The sequence below is a fragment of the Rhodovulum sp. YNF3179 genome (genome assembly GCF_050586465.1).
Taxonomy (GTDB): Bacteria; Pseudomonadota; Alphaproteobacteria; order Rhodobacterales; family Rhodobacteraceae; genus CAJXYS01.
Genome location: NZ_JBOCEG010000006.1, coordinates 246,921 through 263,012 on the forward strand (window position 1 = coordinate 246,921; position 16,092 = coordinate 263,012).

Sequence of the window (16,092 nt, forward strand, 5' to 3'; positions counted from 1 at the left end):
GTAGTAGGGAGCAAAAGACCCCCGATTGCAACGGAGAATCGCGGCGCCCGCGACGTCAGCCCCGCCCGCTGCCGGGGGGTGGCGGGTTTGGAACGCGCAGATAGCTCTCGGCGGGGATATCGACCGTGCCCCGCAGCTGCAGCAGCGCCCGCGAGCCCGGGTCGAGCGATGCGATCCCCTCCGCAAGCGCTGCCTGCAGGACGGCCACGGGCCCGCCGGGCCGCGTGATATAGGGCAGGGCGGGGGTGGGCAGCGTTCGCTCTACCTCGCGCAGATCCGCCGCGAACCCGTCGAAGCGCCGGATCAGCGCCCAGCTCACCGCGTCGAGCGCGGCGATGTCGGCCGCGCCGCCGGCCACGGCCCGGGCGGAGTCGCGGTGGCTGCCGCTGCGCAGCATCCGCGCGAAGCGAAACCCGTGCAGCGCGGCGTGGAACTGCGGCGCCGCGTAGCCAGATTGGGACATCGGCTCGTTATAGGCGAGCTTGGCGCCCCGGAACGCCCGGAAGCCGCGCCGGTCGTCGGCGCGGGCCACCAGGACGCTGTTATAGAACCCCGGCGGGCAGCCTGGCAGCCCGTGATCGGGCGTGGCGACCAGCGCGACCCGGTCCTGCAGGGCGGCGCGGAAGGGAAAGCCGCAGGTCTGCGCCAGCAGCAGTCCCGGGTCGGTCCAGAGGTCGAACGGCGCCGTGTCGCGGTCGAGCCCGTCGGGCGCATCGATGCCGGCGGCGCGCAGCCGGTCGCGGATCGCCGCCCAGAGCCTGTCATTGGCCGCCCGGGTCTCGGGGCGGTCATACATGGGCAGCCCGGCGATCACGGGGGTCAGTCCGACTGGCGGTCCATGACGCGCTGGCGCGCCAGCGCGCTGTCGCGGTCATTGATGCCGAGCAGGTTCGCCACGAGCCGCAACAGCCCGTCTTCCTCGTGGTCGCGGATGCCGTCGGCCAGCACCACGTCCCAGAGCGCCTCGACCACCGCCGCGCGATCCTCGTAGGGCACGGCGTCCTTGATTTCGCGGGTGAAGCGAACCGTGTCCGGGGCCTCGGCCTCCAGCCGTTCCGCCTCGCCCCGCAGTTTCGCCGCCTCGAAGGGCGTCAGGTCGTAGCGCGCGGCAAGGATGCGGTCGATCCGCTCGATCTCGGCCTGGGCATAATCGTGGTCCGACCGCGCGATCCGCACCAGCAGCGCGGCCAGCGCGAGGCGCGCATCCTCGGGCCGCAGCGTTTCGGTATCGGGGTGCGAAAGGCGTTTGAGAAGCTGTGCGAACATGGCGAGCCATATAGTCCCTTGCTCGGCGGATGCCAATGGCGGCCGGTCAGGCCGCGGGCGGCGCCCAGCCTTCGACCAGCACGAGATCGGCGACCGAGACCGGGTCGCGGAGCGCCTTCGCGGCCTGGTATTCCGGCGAATGATAGCAGTCGCGGGCGGCCTCGACGCTGGGGAACTCGATCACCACGGTGCGCGGGCGCCCCCCGCCCTCGAGCTGTTCCTGCGCGCCGCCGCGCACCAGGAACCGCGCGCCGTATTTCTCGAAGGCGACCGCGTTGGCCTGGCGGTATTGCTCGTAGACCTGCGGATCGTCGACCGTCACGTGCCCGATCCAGTATCCCTTTGGCATGGCTGTCCTCCCCGCCCGCTCAGAACAAGAGCGCGGCCTTGCTGTAAATGATGTCGTCGATGGCGATCCCGCCGGGATCGCGGTTCTGGATCACCATAGCCGCGATTCCCGGCCCGGGACCATCCCGACGATAGCCGAGCTCGCGTATGCCCGTGGTCGTCGCGTGGGCGTGGCGGCCGATCTCGCGCCCGTCGCGGGCGTAGAACCGGATGGTGACGGCGGCCGGCACCCTGCCGCGCCCGCCGAGCGGGTCGGCATAATCGCTGTGGATGCGCAGCCCCACGGCGCCCTGGTCGGCGTCGAAGAGCACCGCGACGGCGCCTTCGCCGCGGGCCCCGAGCGCGGGAAACCCCGCCCGGCCCAGCGGGAACAACGCGTTCGAGCCGAAACCGCGATGAAAGGCGACCGCCAGGCTGCGCCCGGCCGCGCCCGCGCGGATCGCCAGCGGTGGCCGGGGCGTGCCCGTGACGCGGTCGTGACCCTCCGCCCCGGCCGCGATGCGCTGCCCGGCGAGGCGCTCGCCCAGCGTCGCGCCGTCCGTGCGGTACGGGGCGTTCAGGTTGAGACCCGGTTCCGGGCGCCGCGGCAGCCGCTCGAAGGTGATCCGCCCGTCGAGTTGACGCGCAAGATCACCATAATCCGCGGTGACAACGCCCTGCGCCGATGCCGGCAGGCAGACCCCCAGCAGCGCCAGGGTCAGCAGAACCGCCCCGCAGCGCATCATGGCGGGCTCAGACCAGCCGCGACTGTTCCACCGCGGCACGGATGAAATCCGCGAAAAGCGGATGCGGCGCGAAGGGCTTGGACTTGAGCTCGGGGTGGAATTGCACGCCGATGAACCAGGGATGATCGGCGTATTCGACGATTTCCGGCAACCGCCCGTCGGGAGAGACCCCGGAAAAGCGCAGGCCCACCGACTCGAGCTTCTCGCGGTACTTGATGTCCACCTCGTAACGGTGACGGTGACGCTCGTGAATCTCGCCCGTGCCGTAGATGCCGGCCACGCGGCTGCCCTCGGCCAGGATCGCCGTGTAGGAGCCGAGCCGCATCGTGCCGCCCTTGTCGTCCTCGACCCTGCGCGCCACCTTCACGTCGCCCTGCACCCATTCCTTCAGGTGATAGACCACCGGCGTGAAACGCTTGCGCCCGGCCTCGTGGTCGAACTCCTCGGAGCCGGCATCCTCGAGCGACGCGAGGTTCCGGGCCGCCTCGATCACCGCCATCTGCATGCCCAGGCAGATCCCGAGATACGGGATGCCGCGCTCGCGCGCGAACTGCGCGGCGCGGATCTTGCCCTCGGTGCCGCGTTCGCCGAAGCCCCCGGGCACGAGGATCGCCTGGAAATTCTCGAGATGCGGGGCAGGGTCCTCGCGCTCGAAGATCTCGGCGTCGATCCACTGCGCCTTGACCTTCACGCGGTTGTGCATGCCGCCATGGGTCAGTGCCTCGGCGATGGATTTATAGGCATCCTCGAGCTGCGTGTACTTGCCGACGATGGCGATGTTGACCTCGCCCTCGGCGTGGAAGATGCGGTCGTAGACGTCTTCCCAGCGGCGCAGGTCCGGTTTCGGCGCGGGGCTGATCTGGAAGGCGTCGAGCACCGCCTGGTCGAGCCCCTCGCGGTGATAGGCCAGCGGCGCCTCGTAGATCGATTTCAGATCCATCGCCGCGATCACCGCCTCGGGGCGGACATTGCAGAAAAGCGCCAGCTTCTCGCGTTCCTTGACCGGAATTTCCTGTTCGGACCGGCAGACCAGGAGATCCGGCGCGATGCCGATCGAGCGCAGCTCCTTGACCGAGTGTTGCGTGGGCTTGGTCTTGAGTTCGCCGCTCGCGGCGATGAACGGGAGCAGCGTCAGATGCATGAAGATGCATTGCCCGCGGGGCTGTTCCTGCGCGAATTGCCGGATCGCCTCGAAGAAGGGCAGGCCCTCGATGTCGCCGACGGTCCCGCCGATCTCGCATAGCATGAAGTCGACCTCGTCCTCGCCGACATGCAGGAAATCTTTGATCTCGTTGGTGACGTGCGGAATGACCTGGATCGTCTTGCCGAGATAATCCCCGCGGCGCTCCTTCTCGAGCACGTTGGAATAGATTCGTCCCGAGGAGACGGAATCGGTCGCCCGCGCCGCGACGCCGGTGAACCGTTCGTAATGCCCGAGGTCGAGATCGGTTTCCGCGCCGTCGTCGGTGACGAAGACCTCGCCATGCTCGAACGGGCTCATCGTGCCGGGATCGACGTTGAGATAGGGGTCGAGTTTCCGAAGCCGGACCGAGTAGCCGCGGGCCTGAAGCAGCGCCCCGAGCGCGGCAGAGGCGAGCCCCTTGCCGAGGCTGGAGACGACGCCACCGGTAATGAAAATATAGCGCGCCATGTTGTCTGGCTTCCCCCGTGATAGAACTGCTCGGCGGCCGCGAGATTCCAGTTCCCGCACCACACATCACGGGAGTTAAGGTATAGAGGATTCGGGCCGCGGGTGCAAGCTGCCGGCCGCAAGATGCTGTAAGCGACCGGCGCGTGAAATCAACAAGTTGTGGTTGTCAGTCGGCCCGCGGCGGCGGCAGGGGCGCATCGCCGGTGGTGGGCGGAAGCAGGCTGCCGCCGTCCGGCGTGACCGGCGTCGGGGCCGGGGCGTCGTCGGCGGGCTGTTCGGTGCCCATCCGGTCGATCACCGACTCGTCGGCCGTCTCGGACGCCGCGATGACCGTCAGCGTGATCGAGGTGGCGAGAAAGGCGATGGCGAAGGCCCAGGTCAGCTTGCCGAGCGCCGTGGCCGCGGCGCGGCCGGTCATGACGCCGCCGCCACCGCCGCCGCCGCCGATGCCGAGACCGCCACCCTCCGAGCGCTGCAACAGCACCACGCCGATCAGGCAGAGCGCGAGGATCAGGTGGATGACGAGGATGACGTTTTCCATCGCGGGCGTCCCGGTTGTTCGAAGTGTCGGCGTCGATGCGCCTATCTAGGCGGATCGGGCCGGGGCCGCAAGGGGGCGCGGGGCAGGCGATGCCCCGCGGCCGACCGGATTTTCCGGTTTCGGCGGGCGCGCCGTACGGCTATACGGGCACGGGTTTTTCGCAGGAGAGAACGCAGATGGCCAATGTCGTGGTGGTCGGCGCCCAGTGGGGCGACGAGGGCAAGGGCAAGATCGTCGACTGGCTGAGCGAACGCGCCGACGTGATCGCGCGCTTCCAGGGCGGGCACAATGCCGGGCATACGCTGGTGATCGGCGAGGATGTCTTCAAGCTGCATGCGCTGCCCTCTGGCGTGGTGCGCGGCGGCAAGCTGAGCGTGATCGGCAACGGCGTCGTGCTGGATCCCTGGCACCTGGTGCGGGAAATCGCGGGCCTGCGGGACCAGGGGGTGACCATCACGCCCGATACGCTGATGATCGCCGAGAACACGCCGCTCATCCTGCCCCTGCATGGCGAGCTTGACCGGGCCCGCGAGGAAGCCGCGCGCCCGGGCGCCAAGATCGGCACCACTGGACGCGGCATCGGCCCGGCCTACGAGGACAAGGTGGGGCGCCGGTCGGTGCGGGTCGCGGACCTCGCCGACGCCGCCACGCTGGAGGCGCGGGTCGACCGCGCGCTCACCCATCACAACGCCTTGCGCAAGGGGCTGGGCATCGATCCCGTGGACCGCGCCGGGCTGATCGCGGGCCTGACCGAGATCGCGCCGGAAATCCTGCAATACGCCGGGCCGGTCTGGAAGGCGATGACCGAGAAGCGCAAGGCCGGCAAGCGGATCCTCTTCGAGGGCGCGCAGGGCGCGCTCCTGGACATAGATTTCGGCACCTATCCCTTCGTCACCTCCTCCAACGTGATCGCGGGGCAGGCGGCGACCGGCACCGGGATCGGGCCCGGTGCGATCGACTACGTGCTGGGCATCGTGAAGGCCTACACCACCCGCGTGGGCGAGGGGCCGTTTCCGACCGAGCTGAACGATGACGACGGCCAGCGCCTGGGCGAACGCGGCCACGAGTTCGGCACCACCACGGGCCGCAAGCGCCGCTGCGGCTGGTTCGACGCCGTGCTCGTGCGCCAGACCTGCGCGGTCTCGGGCGTCAACGGCATCTCGCTGACCAAGCTCGACGTTCTGGACGGGTTCGAGCGGCTCCGGATCTGCGTGGGCTACGACCTCGATGGCCAGCGGCTCGACTACCTGCCGACGGCGGCGGACGAGCAGGCGCGCGTCGTGCCCGTCTACGAGGACATGCCCGGCTGGTCGGAAAGCACCGCGGGCGCGCGCAGCTGGGCGGAGCTGCCGGCCGAGGCGATCAAGTATGTCCGCCGGATCGAGGAATTGATCCAGTGCCCGGTCGCGCTACTCTCCACGTCACCCGAGCGGGACGACACGATCCTCGTCACCGACCCCTTCGCCGACTGACGGAGCCCAATGGCCTTGCGTCACAAGACCCGAAAGCGCTTGTCGCTGCTGCTGCTGGTGGTCTGGCTGCCCGCCTATATCGTGGCCGCCGTCACCATCATGAACTGGCTGGGCCGCCCGCCGATCGCGGTGGAGCTTCTGGTCTATGTCGGGCTGGGGTTCCTCTGGGCGCTGCCGTTCCGCGCGATCTTCCGCGGGGTGGGCCAGCCGGACCCGGACGACGAAACGGGAACGGAGTGACCGCGCGGGCCACTCCGTCTTCCCGGAACGAAAGCGAACGTTGGGAATGGGCGGCACCCGCTCAGCGGGTGCCTGTCCGCGCCTCCTGCACGAAGCGCGAATCCTCGGTGATGACGAACTGACCGTCCTGGACCCGGCGGATGCGGCCTTCGCGCAGCAGCTTGCCGAAGGATCGCAGGCCCGCCTCGCGGGTGAAATCCCCGCTCTTCATATGCGCGATCTTCGACATGACCTGCGCACGTGAGAACCGGGCACGGCCCTCGACATGGGCTGTATAGGCGGCCGCGGCCTCGAGCAGTTCGGGCAGCGAGCTGGCGCCGATCCGGTCGGCGAACTCCTGGAAGCTGCCGCTGTCCTCGAGCGCGGCATCCTCCGCGGCGACGTCCTCGAGCTCGGCGGTGACGCGGCGCGGGCGGATCGGGCCGCCGGTGCGTGCCTCGGGTTCGGCCTCGCTCTCGTCGATCCGCTGCTCCGAGACCAGCACCAGCGGCGCGGGGCGGTCGCGGCCCGTGGCACGGGCGCCCGTCGCACGTTCCAGGTCCTCGCGATAGGCGTCGAGATCGGCCGTCTCGTCCGGCGTTTCGCTGAGACCCGGCGTGCCCTCGTGCTTGAGCTGGCGGTCCGCCCAGGTCGCGGCCACGGCGGCCTTGAGCTGGGCGAAGGCGTTCTGCTTGCGCGCCGTCTCGGGTCCGCTGAGCTTGCTGTTCGTGGTCTCCAGCAGCCGGTCGAGCGCGGCTTCTTCCTCCTCCAGCCCGTCGGCGTCGAAGGCGGACCGGGCCACGGGCGCCGCGGCATCCGCGTCTGCGTCCTCGTCCGGGCGATCGCCGGCTTCGGCGGCGTCCAGCGCCGCGGGCGTGGAGCCCTCGGCGTCCGTTTCGGACAGGTCCGCGTCCGCAGAAACCTCTTCGGCGTCATCCTCCGTGTCCTTGGCCATCGCCGGCTCGGTCATCGGTTCCGCGGCCAGGTCCTCGGTCTGCCGCGCGTCGGCCTCGGCCAGGGGTTGTGCCTCTTCGCTGGCCGTGCTGTCGGTCGGCTCCGGCTCCGGTTCCGAGTCATGCTCCGGTGCGGGATGGGCGAACTGGCTGAGCCGCGCGCGGGCGCGCTCGGCGGCGGCACGGGCGCGTTCGGAAATGCCCTGATGCTCGTCCCCGGCCGCCGTGTCGGCACCGGTTTCGGGCGCGGCGTCGGGCGCCGCGTCCCGCGTATCGGGCGCGCTATCCTCGGCCGTCGGCTCCGTCGCATCCGGCGCGGTATCCGCGTCCGCGGCCCGGACCCGGGCGAGGGTGGTCAGAAGCAGGGCGTCGGCATCCTCTGCCTCGGTATCCTCGGCATCCTCTGCGGCCTCGGGGGTGTCGGCATCGGCCGCGGGTGCGGTGGTGTCCGGCTCTGCCTCCGCGGCGAGGTCAGGCCAGTCGGCGGCGTCGTCCGCATCCGCATCCGCGTCAGCATCCGCGAAGATCGGGGCGTCGCCGCCCGGGGTGACCGTATCGTCATCGTCCGACGGGGCGGCCATGATGTCGGGTTCGGGAGCGGGCTCCGGCGCCGCCGCGGCGGCCTCGGTGTCGCTCTCGAAGGCCGCGGCCGGCGTCGTGGCGCGGTCCTCGGCGGCCGCGCGGCGCATACGCTCGATCTTGCCGGCGACCGTGTCGTCATCGACCTCGGGGGCGGTCGCCGCGGCGAGACCGGCGCGCGACAGCGTCGGTTCCGGCGTTTCGTCACGCTCCTGGCGCAGGACGACGCCGTTCTCGCGCAGCTCGGCGGCCACGCGATGGCGAATCGACCGCTCGGCGATTTCGTGCAGCATCTCGGTATCGGGCTGCGGGGGTTCCGCGCCGAAATACCGGTCATCCGCCGACAGGTCGCGGAAATACTCCGCGATGTGGCGCATTGTGGTGAAGGGATCGTCGAAACCTTCCAGTGTGCAGGAGAAGGTTCCGTAAGAGACGGTGAGAATCTTGCTCGCACCAGCCATTACATGCTCGCTTTCTCCCCGACCCAGCCCAAGCAATCTACCATCGGGGATTTCCAATCGCCAAATGAAATCCGAATACTAGGCCCGAGTCTTGCAGCGATTCGTTGAGATTTGTTTCCGCATCGGACATCAATACAGCCATGTTCAGCCCTATTGTTCAGACCCGCCGGGGCGTGACCCTGATCGGCGGCGCCCGCACCGACCGCGACCAGGTAGAATCGGCGGTGGCCCTGGCGCCCGTGGTCGCGGCGGCCGACAGCGGAGCGCTGTCGGCGCTCGATCTCGGCTTCCCCCCGGTCGCCGTGATCGGCGACATGGACTCCCTCGACGAGCTTAGCACGACCCGGCTCGACCCGTCGATCGTGCACCGCATCCCCGAGCAGGAAACGACGGATTTCGACAAGTGCCTGCGCCATATCGCGGCACCGTTCATCCTGGGCGTGGGATTCACCGGCGACCGTCTCGATCACCAGATGGCGATGTTCAACACGCTGGTGCGCCAGCCCGGGCAGCGCTGCATCGTCCTGGGCGCGGACGACATCTGCTTTCACTGCCCGGCCAGCCTGGCTCTGGACCTGCCGGTCGGCACCCGCGTGTCGCTCTTCCCGATGGCGCCGGTCACGGGGCGCAGCGTCGGGCTGCGCTGGCCCATCGCGGGGCTGGCGTTTCGCCCCGACGGGCGGGTCGGCACCTCGAACGCGACGGTGGCGGAAACGGTCCTGCTGGAGATGGACGCCCCCGGCATGCTGGTCATGCTGCCGCGCGCGGCGCTGCCCGCCGCGATCCGCGCGCTGACGGCGCCCTGAGCCTCAGCAGTTGGGCACGTTGACGGCGAGCCCGCCGAGCGAGGTCTCCTTGTATTTCTCGCTCATGTCGGCGCCGGTCTGGCGCATCGTCTCGATGCAGGCGTCGAGCGAGACGAAATGATGTCCGTCGCCCCGCAGCGCCAGCGACGCGGCCGAGACCGCCTTGATCGCGCCGAGCCCGTTGCGTTCGATGCAGGGAACCTGGACGAGCCCCTTCACCGGGTCGCAGGTCATGCCGAGATGATGCTCCAGCGCGATCTCGGCGGCGTTCTCCACCTGCGCGGGCGTGCCGCCGAGGACCGCGGCCAGCCCCGCCGCCGCCATCGCGCTGGCCGAGCCGACCTCGGCCTGGCAGCCGGCCTCGGCGCCCGAGATCGAGGCGTTGTACTTCACCAGCCCGCCGATCGCCGCGGCGGTCAGCAGGAATTCCGGCACCCGCGAGGAATGCGCGCCCGGTACATGCGACAGCCAGTAGCGGATCACCGCCGGCACCACGCCGGCCGCGCCGTTGGTGGGGGCGGTGACGACCTGGCCGCCGGCGGCGTTCTCCTCGTTCACGGCCATGGCGTAGACGCTGATCCAGTCGTTGACGACATGGGGCGGTGTGACGTTGAGCCCGTGCTCGGCCTCGAGCTGGTCGTGGATCGCGCCCGCCCGGCGCCGCACGCCCAGGCCCCCGGGCAGCGTGCCCGTGCCCTCGAGCCCGCGCGCGATGCAGGCCTCCATCACCGCCCAGATCCGCGCCAGCCCGCGGTCGAGATCGGCCGCGCCGCCGCGTGCGAGCTCGTTGGCGCGCTTCATCTCGGCGATGGTCTTGCCGCTGTCGGCGGCCATCGCCAGCATCTCGTCGGCCGTCTTGAAGGGGTAGGGCACCGGCGGTCCTTCGTCGCTGTCCTTGCCGGCGGCCAGCTCGGCCTCGGTCAGCACGAAGCCGCCGCCCACCGAGTAATAGGTCTCGGACAGGAGCGTGTCGCCCTGCGCGTCGGTCGCCCAGAGGATCATGCCGTTGGCATGGCCGGGCAGCGCGCGGTCGTAATCGAAGACGAGATCGGTCTCCGGATCGAAGGCCAGCGCCGGCAGGCCGTCATTCTCGACCCGCTTTTCGGCGTGGACCCGCACCAGCATCTCCTCGGCGGCGTCGGCGTCGTAATCGGCCGGACGAAAGCCCGCTAGCCCGAGGATCACGGCGCGGTCGGTCGCATGCCCGTGGCCGGTGAAGGCCAGCGATCCGTGCAGCGAACAGCCCAGCCCGGCCGGGTTGAAGGGGCTGGCGCGCAGCAGGTCGAGAAATCGCGCCGCCGCCACCATCGGCCCCATCGTGTGCGAGGACGACGGCCCGATGCCGACCTTGAACATGTCGAAGACGCTCAGAAACATGGGCGTGGCCCCTCTTGCCGCTCGGGTTCTCTCTGGGGGAGGTGATGCCACGGGGCTTTTCCAAATGCGACCCTTGCCGCGCCGAAACGCCCGCTCCGGCACCGCGCGCGCCGTCCGGGCCAGTTCCCCCTCGCGCCCGCCGCGCAACTTTCCTATAAGCGGCGCGGAACAGGAACGGAGTCGCCCCATGACCGCAGAGCTGTCCCCCGTCGACATGGCCAAATACGTGGCCGCGAAACGCGCCGCGGAATTCGTCGAGCCGGGGATGCGGCTCGGACTCGGCACCGGATCGACCGCCGCCTGGCTGGTAAAGATCCTCGGCGAGAAGGTGCGCGGCGAAGGGCTGCAGATCACCGGCGTGCCGACCTCGTCGCGCACCGCGGCGCTGGCACGCGAGCAGGGCGTGCCGATCGCGACCCTCGAAGAGCTGAAATGGCTCGACCTGACCATCGACGGCGCCGACGAGTTCGACCCGAAGCTCAACCTGATCAAGGGGGGCGGCGGGGCGCTGCTGCAGGAGAAGATCGTCGCCGCCGCATCGGACCGGATGGTGGTGATCACCGATACCTCCAAAGAGGTCGAGACGCTCGGCGCCTTCCCGCTGCCGGTGGAGGTCATTCCCTTCGGCTGGGAGACGACCCGTGCGCTCATCGAGGAGACGCTGGGTACCGTCGACGTGGACGGCCGCGACGTCGTGCTGCGCATGGCCGGCGACGCGCCCTTCGTCACCGACGAGGGCAACCGTATCCTAGATCTGCATCTCAAGCGGATCGGCGATCCGCGCCAGCTGTCGCTGGCGCTGAACCAGATCCCCGGCGTGGTGGAAAACGGGCTCTTCATCGACATCTGCGATGCGGTGGTGATCGGCCATGGCGACGGCATGGTCGAGCTGCGGGACATCCAAGCCGGCACCGTGGTGCAGGAACAGGTCGAGGCCGAGGATCACGAGAACCTTTTCACCGACATAGCGGACTGAGCAGCGATGGATTTCGATTACGATCTCTTTGTCATCGGTGGCGGATCGGGCGGCGTGCGCGCGGCGCGTCTCGCGGCGGAGGGCGGCGCCCGGGTGGGGCTGGCCGAGGAATACCGGATGGGCGGCACCTGCGTGATCCGCGGCTGCGTTCCCAAGAAACTGATGGTCTTCGCCTCGTCCTTCTCGGTCGCGCTCGAGGATGCGGCCGGGTTCGGCTGGGACACCGGCAGCGGATGCCGGTTCGACTGGCCGGCCTTCAAGGCCAAGAAGGATGCCGAGATCGCCCGGCTCGAGGGCATCTACCGCCAGAACCTCGGCAAGGCCGGGGTCGAGATGCACGACGCCCGCGCCACCGTCGCGGACCCGCACCGGGTGACGCTGTCCAGCGGCGAGAGCTTCAGCGCGCGGCACATCCTCGTGGCGGTGGGGGGGCATCCCTTCAAGCCCGAGCTTCCCGGCGCCGAGCACGCGATGACCTCGAACGAGATCTTCGAGATGGACGACCTGCCGCGCCGCGCCATCGTGGTGGGCGGCGGCTACATCGCCTGCGAATTCGCCTGCATCCTGAACGGCATGGGCGTCGCGGTGCAGCAGTTCTACCGCGGCGCGCAGATCCTGCGCGGCTTCGACGACGAGATGCGCGGCCATCTCGCCGAGGCGATGCGCGCGCGCGGCGTCGACCTGCATGTCGGCACCGATATCGAGTGGATCGAGAAAGAGGGCGACGGCTTCCGCGTCAAGTGCACCGACGGCCGCGAATGCGAGACCGACGCGGTGCTCTTCGCCACCGGGCGGCGGCCGAACACGGCCGGGCTCGGGCTGGAAGAGGCGGGCGTGTCGCTGGGCCGGAACGGCGCGATCGAGGTGGACAAGTGGTCGCAGACCAGCGTGCCGTCGATCTACGCCGTCGGTGACGCGACCGATCGCGTGAACCTGACGCCGGTGGCCATCCGCGAGGGCGCGGCCTTCGTCGAGACGGTCTTCAACGGCAACCCGACCGCCGTCGATCACAGCCTGATCGCCAAGGCCGTTTTTGCCCAGCCCGAGCTCGGCACCATCGGCCAGACCGAGGAGGAGGCGCGCGACCAGCAGCCCGTAGACGTCTACGTGGCAGCCTTCCGGCCGATGCAGAACATCCTGGCCGGTCGCAACGAGCGGGTCTTCATGAAGCTCGTCGTCGCTGCCGCGGACCGCAAGGTCCTGGGCGTGCATATCGTCGGCCCGGGCGCGGGCGAGCTGATCCAGATGGCGGGCATCGCCGTGACCATGGGCGCCACCAAGGAAGACTTCGACCGCACGGTCGCGGTGCATCCCACGATGGCCGAAGAACTGGTGACAATGAAGGCACCGACCCGGAGCGCTTGATTTTTCGGCGCGAGTGAACAGTTTGGAACACAAGAACCTCAGGCAGAGGAGAGGAAGGGCAATATGGCCAGTAACAGTGGCGGACCCTGGGGCGGCGGCGGCGGTGGCCGCGGCGGCGGCAACGGCGACGATCGCCGGCCCGGCGGCGGCGGACGGCGACCCGGCGACGGCGACCAGCCCCAGATCCCCGAGATCGACCAGATCGTGAAAAAAGGGCAGGAGCAGCTCCGCGTCCTGATGGGCGGCGGCGGCGGCAACCGGCCGGGCGGGCCCGGCGGTGGCGGCGGCGGGCCGCTCTTTTCCAAGAGCACCCTGACGCTCGCCGGGATCGTGGCGGTGGGGCTCTGGCTCTTCGCCTCCGTCTACACCGTCCGGCCCGAAGAGCAGTCGGTCGAGCTGTTCCTCGGCGAGTTCTCGTCGGTGGGCCAGCCGGGCCTCAACTTCGCGCCCTGGCCGATCGTCACCCACGAGATCGTCAACGTGACCAGCGAGCGCGTCGAGACGATCGGCGCGGGCGGCTCGGGCCGCATGTCGCAGGGGCTGATGCTGACCGGCGACGAGAACATCGTCGACATCGACTTCCAGGTGGTCTGGAACATCAACGATCCGGCGCGGTTCCTGTTCAACCTGCGCGACCCGCAGGACACCATCAACGCGGTGTCGGAATCGGCCATGCGCGAGATCATCGCGCAGTCGCAGCTGGCCCCGATCCTGAACCGGGATCGTGGTCCGATCGCCGTGCGCCTGCGCGAAATGATCCAGTCGACCCTGAACGGCTACGACGCGGGCATCAACGTGGTCCGCGTGAACTTCGACAAGGCCGACCCGCCGAGCGAGGTCATCGACGCCTTCCGCGAGGTGCAGGCGGCCGAGCAGGAGCGCGACCGTCTCCAGAACGAGGCCGACGCCTACGCCAACACGGTGCTGGGGGCCGCGCGCGGTGAAGCCGCGCAGACCCTCGAACAGGCCGAAGCCTACCGCGCCCGTGTCGTCAACGAGGCGGAAGGTGAGGCGAGCCGCTTCACCGCCGTTCTCGAGGAATACGAGAAGGCACCCCAGGTGACCCGCCGGCGTCTTTACATCGAAACGATGGAGCGCGTGCTCGGCGACGTCGACAAGATCCTGCTGGAGCAGGGTCTCGGCGGCGAAGGCGGCAGCGGCGTCGTGCCCTACCTGCCGCTCAACGAGCTGCGGCGGAATACCAACGACGGAGGCTCGAACTGATGTCACGCACCACATTCATCCTGCCGGTCGTGGTCCTGCTGGTTGCGGCGGCCCTCTCGGCGATCTTCATCGTGGACGAACGCCAGAAGGTGCTCGTGCTCCAGTTCGGCCAGATCAAGGACGTCAAGGAAGACCCCGGTCTGGGCTTCAAGGTTCCGGTGATCCAGCAGGTCGTGCGCTACGACGACCGGATCCTGTCGATCGACACGCGCCCGCTCGAGGTGACGCCGCTGGACGATCGCCGGCTCGTCGTGGACGCCTTCGCGCGCTACCGGATCGAGGACGTGATCCGCTTCCGCCAGGCCGTCGGCGTGGGCGGCGTGCGCAGCGCCGAGAGCCGGCTGGAGCAGATCCTGAACGCCATGACCCGCGAGGTCCTGGGTTCGGTGAATTCCAACGAGATCCTGTCGGTCGACCGGGCCGCGCTGATGGAACGCATCCGCGAGGGCGCGTCGAACGAGTCCGAGAACCTCGGGCTGGAAATCGTCGACGTCCGGCTCAAGCGCACCGACCTGCCGGAACAGAACCTCGAGGCGACCTTCGCCCGGATGCGCGCCGAGCGGGAACGCGAGGCCGCCGACGAGATCGCCCGCGGCAAGGAAGCCGCGACGCGGATCCGCGCCCAGGCCGACCGGACCCAGGTCGAGCTGGTCTCGGAGGCCGAGAAAGAGGCCAACATCGTCCGCGGTGAGGCCGACGCCCGGCGCAACGCGATCTTTGCCGAGGCCTTCGGCCAGGACGAGGAGTTCTTCGAGTTCTACCGCTCGCTCGCGGCCTATGAAAAAGCGCTGCAGGGACAGAACTCGTCGATGGTCATTTCCCCGGAAAGCGAGTTCTTCAAGTACCTGAAGTCGCAGTCCGGGACCGCCGGGGCGCCTGCCGCGCAATGATCTCCGATCTCGTGACCGCACTCGGCCTCGTGGCCGTGATCGAGGGGCTGGTGCTTGCACTGGCCCCTCTGCGTTTCGAAGAGCTGCTGGCGTTCCTGCGCTCGCTCACGCCCGAGACCCGGCGCCTGATGGGCTTCGCCGCCATCTCCTTCGGCGTCTTCCTGATCGCGCTGGCCGGGCAGATCGGCTGACCGGTCCGCGGCCGGGGCGCATACCTCCTTGCAGCGGCTCGCAGACGGTGCTTGACTGCGCTGCGACGGCGTAAGCGGTATCGGAGTGCGTATGCGACATGTGAGTCTTCCAGGGGCGGCCGTTCTGGCGGCGCTCGCCTGGTCCGGACCGGCCCGCGCGGCCGACCAGACGGACAGCCAAGACCCTTGGATTGGCGCCGCCGCGGCGGTTTCCCATCAATTCGACAGCGACCTGGCGACCGGCGGCAGCATTTCCGTCACCCGCTGGAGCCTCGCGCCGCGGCTCGGTCGTGGCAACGGGCCGGGGGACGTCTTCGCACCGCTTTCGGTTGGAATGAGCCACTACGCCTTCGGGGCAGGCGGCGCGCTGGGCGCCGGGTCGGCCTGGGACGATATCGTCGATGTCCGGCTCAGCCTGCCGCTGGAGATCCGGCAGGGCGACCGGATGACCGCCCGCGTCATCCCGGGCATCGCCTATTCCGGCGAAACGGGCGTCGCGGCCGGGGACGCGACCACGGTGAGCCTGCTCGCCGGTCTCGAGTGGCGGCTCAGCGACAGGCTCTCGGTGGGGCCCGGGCTGCAATGGTCGACGGAACTCGAGGACGAGGACAGCCTGACCCCGGTGGTTTTCCTGGATTGGGCGGTGACCGACCGGCTGTCGCTTTCGACGGGGTCGGGGCACGGCGTGTCCCGCGGGCCGGGGCTGACCCTGACCTGGCAGGCTCGCGACGACCTCGCGGTCGCGTTCTCGGGGCGCTACGAGAAGCGCCGCTTCCGGCTGGACGGGGACGGGCCGGCGCGCGGCGGCGTCGGCCAGGACGCCGCGGTGCCCCTGATGGTCACGGTCAACTACGCCCCGACCGCCGCGCTGCGGGTCACGGGCTTTGCCGGGGTCAAGCTGAACGGCGCGCTGCGGATGGAGGACGCGTCCGGCGCGACGCTCTCCTCCTCCGAGTACGATCCGGCCCCGGTTCTGGGCGCGGCGCTGTCGTTGCGCTTCTGAAATCCGGCGCCGGTCCGGGCGCGCAATTCCTTTGGTTGAAACCGG

At 69.6% G+C, this 16,092-nt stretch carries 17 protein-coding genes; 9 read left to right on the forward strand and 8 right to left on the reverse strand.

From position 1 onward, the window contains the following. Positions 1-55 precede the first annotated feature (55 nt). The 6 genes from ACQ5SP_RS12885 to secG form a co-directional block, all read right to left on the reverse strand. Positions 56-814: a phosphate/phosphite/phosphonate ABC transporter substrate-binding protein gene (locus ACQ5SP_RS12885; RefSeq protein WP_430938789.1), complete on the reverse strand. Its 759-nt coding sequence runs from the start codon at positions 812-814 to the stop codon at positions 56-58. Between the two features lie 5 nt (positions 815-819). Then, positions 820-1,266 carry a TerB family tellurite resistance protein gene (locus tag ACQ5SP_RS12890; RefSeq protein ID WP_430938790.1) on the reverse strand — a complete coding sequence of 149 codons (447 nt, stop codon included), beginning with the start codon at positions 1,264-1,266 and terminating at the stop codon, positions 820-822. A gap of 46 nt (positions 1,267-1,312) precedes the next feature. Then, a complete protein-coding gene (locus tag ACQ5SP_RS12895; protein WP_430938791.1) occupies positions 1,313-1,615 on the reverse strand; it encodes a DUF1330 domain-containing protein in 303 nt (100 codons plus the stop codon). Positions 1,616-1,634: 19 nt separating this feature from the next. Next, entirely contained in the window at positions 1,635-2,339 is a 705-nt protein-coding gene (locus tag ACQ5SP_RS12900; protein WP_430938792.1) for a hypothetical protein, read from the reverse strand. A gap of 7 nt (positions 2,340-2,346) precedes the next feature. Next, positions 2,347-3,990: a CTP synthase gene (locus ACQ5SP_RS12905; RefSeq protein WP_430938793.1), complete on the reverse strand. Its 1,644-nt coding sequence runs from the start codon at positions 3,988-3,990 to the stop codon at positions 2,347-2,349. A 166-nt stretch (positions 3,991-4,156) separates the two neighbouring features. After that, positions 4,157-4,531: a preprotein translocase subunit SecG gene (gene secG, locus ACQ5SP_RS12910; RefSeq protein ID WP_430938794.1), complete on the reverse strand. Its 375-nt coding sequence runs from the start codon at positions 4,529-4,531 to the stop codon at positions 4,157-4,159. A gap of 176 nt (positions 4,532-4,707) precedes the next feature. On the opposite strand from secG, the gene ACQ5SP_RS12915 reads away from it, so the two are divergent. Both ACQ5SP_RS12915 and ACQ5SP_RS12920 read left to right on the forward strand, forming a co-directional pair. Beyond that, positions 4,708-6,003: an adenylosuccinate synthase gene (locus ACQ5SP_RS12915; RefSeq protein ID WP_430938795.1), complete on the forward strand. Its 1,296-nt coding sequence runs from the start codon at positions 4,708-4,710 to the stop codon at positions 6,001-6,003. Positions 6,004-6,012: 9 nt separating this feature from the next. Further along, the gene (locus tag ACQ5SP_RS12920; protein WP_430938796.1) at positions 6,013-6,243 is read left to right on the forward strand and encodes a DUF2842 domain-containing protein; all 231 of its coding nucleotides are present in this window, start codon (positions 6,013-6,015) and stop codon (positions 6,241-6,243) included. A gap of 61 nt (positions 6,244-6,304) precedes the next feature. On the opposite strand, the gene ACQ5SP_RS12925 is transcribed toward ACQ5SP_RS12920, so the two are convergent. Further along, positions 6,305-8,215, reverse strand: coding sequence for a hypothetical protein (locus tag ACQ5SP_RS12925; RefSeq protein ID WP_430938797.1), 1,911 nt, complete (start codon positions 8,213-8,215; stop codon positions 6,305-6,307). A gap of 140 nt (positions 8,216-8,355) precedes the next feature. Between ACQ5SP_RS12925 and ACQ5SP_RS12930 the strand changes: the two genes are divergently transcribed. Further along, positions 8,356-9,021 carry a thiamine diphosphokinase gene (locus ACQ5SP_RS12930; RefSeq protein ID WP_430938798.1) on the forward strand — a complete coding sequence of 222 codons (666 nt, stop codon included), beginning with the start codon at positions 8,356-8,358 and terminating at the stop codon, positions 9,019-9,021. Between the two features lie 3 nt (positions 9,022-9,024). Here ACQ5SP_RS12930 and ACQ5SP_RS12935 read toward each other — a convergent pair whose 3' ends face one another. Continuing rightward, complete coding sequence (locus ACQ5SP_RS12935; protein WP_430938799.1) at positions 9,025-10,398, reverse strand: L-serine ammonia-lyase; 1,374 nt, start codon at positions 10,396-10,398, stop codon at positions 9,025-9,027. Positions 10,399-10,585: 187 nt separating this feature from the next. Between ACQ5SP_RS12935 and rpiA the strand changes: the two genes are divergently transcribed. The 6 genes from rpiA to ACQ5SP_RS12965 all read left to right on the forward strand — a co-directional run bounded on the left by rpiA (position 10,586) and on the right by ACQ5SP_RS12965 (position 16,047). Next, a complete protein-coding gene (rpiA, locus tag ACQ5SP_RS12940) occupies positions 10,586-11,374 on the forward strand; it encodes a ribose-5-phosphate isomerase RpiA (RefSeq protein ID WP_430938800.1) in 789 nt (262 codons plus the stop codon). A 6-nt stretch (positions 11,375-11,380) separates the two neighbouring features. Continuing rightward, positions 11,381-12,739, forward strand: coding sequence for a glutathione-disulfide reductase (gene gor, locus ACQ5SP_RS12945; RefSeq protein ID WP_430938801.1), 1,359 nt, complete (start codon positions 11,381-11,383; stop codon positions 12,737-12,739). Between the two features lie 63 nt (positions 12,740-12,802). Further along, a complete protein-coding gene (hflK, locus tag ACQ5SP_RS12950) occupies positions 12,803-13,963 on the forward strand; it encodes an FtsH protease activity modulator HflK (protein WP_430938802.1) in 1,161 nt (386 codons plus the stop codon). Continuing rightward, positions 13,963-14,853, forward strand: a complete 891-nt coding sequence (gene hflC, locus ACQ5SP_RS12955; protein WP_430938803.1) for a protease modulator HflC — start codon at positions 13,963-13,965, stop codon at positions 14,851-14,853. The genes hflK and hflC overlap by 1 nt, the downstream gene beginning before the upstream one ends. Next, a complete protein-coding gene (locus ACQ5SP_RS12960; RefSeq protein ID WP_430938804.1) occupies positions 14,850-15,044 on the forward strand; it encodes a DUF2065 domain-containing protein in 195 nt (64 codons plus the stop codon). Before hflC ends, ACQ5SP_RS12960 begins: the two co-directional genes overlap by 4 nt. Before the next feature lie 91 nt (positions 15,045-15,135). Then, a complete protein-coding gene (locus ACQ5SP_RS12965) occupies positions 15,136-16,047 on the forward strand; it encodes a hypothetical protein (RefSeq protein WP_430938805.1) in 912 nt (303 codons plus the stop codon). Positions 16,048-16,092: the final 45 nt, after the last annotated feature.

Bases quoted from the DNA above. Each gene is read 5' to 3' on its own strand.
- ACQ5SP_RS12890 (WP_430938790.1), bottom strand. From the start codon at position 1,266: ATGTTCGCACAGCTTCTCAAACGCCTTTCGCACCCCGATACCGAAACG.
- ACQ5SP_RS12895 (WP_430938791.1), bottom strand. From the start codon at position 1,615: ATGCCAAAGGGATACTGGATCGGGCACGTGACGGTCGACGATCCGCAG.
- ACQ5SP_RS12900 (WP_430938792.1), bottom strand. From the start codon at position 2,339: ATGATGCGCTGCGGGGCGGTTCTGCTGACCCTGGCGCTGCTGGGGGTC.
- ACQ5SP_RS12905 (WP_430938793.1), bottom strand. From the start codon at position 3,990: ATGGCGCGCTATATTTTCATTACCGGTGGCGTCGTCTCCAGCCTCGGC.
- secG (WP_430938794.1), bottom strand. From the start codon at position 4,531: ATGGAAAACGTCATCCTCGTCATCCACCTGATCCTCGCGCTCTGCCTG.
- ACQ5SP_RS12915 (WP_430938795.1), top strand. From the start codon at position 4,708: ATGGCCAATGTCGTGGTGGTCGGCGCCCAGTGGGGCGACGAGGGCAAG.
- ACQ5SP_RS12920 (WP_430938796.1), top strand. From the start codon at position 6,013: ATGGCCTTGCGTCACAAGACCCGAAAGCGCTTGTCGCTGCTGCTGCTG.
- ACQ5SP_RS12925 (WP_430938797.1), bottom strand. From the start codon at position 8,215: ATGGCTGGTGCGAGCAAGATTCTCACCGTCTCTTACGGAACCTTCTCC.
- ACQ5SP_RS12930 (WP_430938798.1), top strand. From the start codon at position 8,356: ATGTTCAGCCCTATTGTTCAGACCCGCCGGGGCGTGACCCTGATCGGC.
- ACQ5SP_RS12935 (WP_430938799.1), bottom strand. From the start codon at position 10,398: ATGTTTCTGAGCGTCTTCGACATGTTCAAGGTCGGCATCGGGCCGTCG.
- rpiA (WP_430938800.1), top strand. From the start codon at position 10,586: ATGACCGCAGAGCTGTCCCCCGTCGACATGGCCAAATACGTGGCCGCG.
- gor (WP_430938801.1), top strand. From the start codon at position 11,381: ATGGATTTCGATTACGATCTCTTTGTCATCGGTGGCGGATCGGGCGGC.
- hflK (WP_430938802.1), top strand. From the start codon at position 12,803: ATGGCCAGTAACAGTGGCGGACCCTGGGGCGGCGGCGGCGGTGGCCGC.
- hflC (WP_430938803.1), top strand. From the start codon at position 13,963: ATGTCACGCACCACATTCATCCTGCCGGTCGTGGTCCTGCTGGTTGCG.
- ACQ5SP_RS12960 (WP_430938804.1), top strand. From the start codon at position 14,850: ATGATCTCCGATCTCGTGACCGCACTCGGCCTCGTGGCCGTGATCGAG.
- ACQ5SP_RS12965 (WP_430938805.1), top strand. From the start codon at position 15,136: ATGCGACATGTGAGTCTTCCAGGGGCGGCCGTTCTGGCGGCGCTCGCC.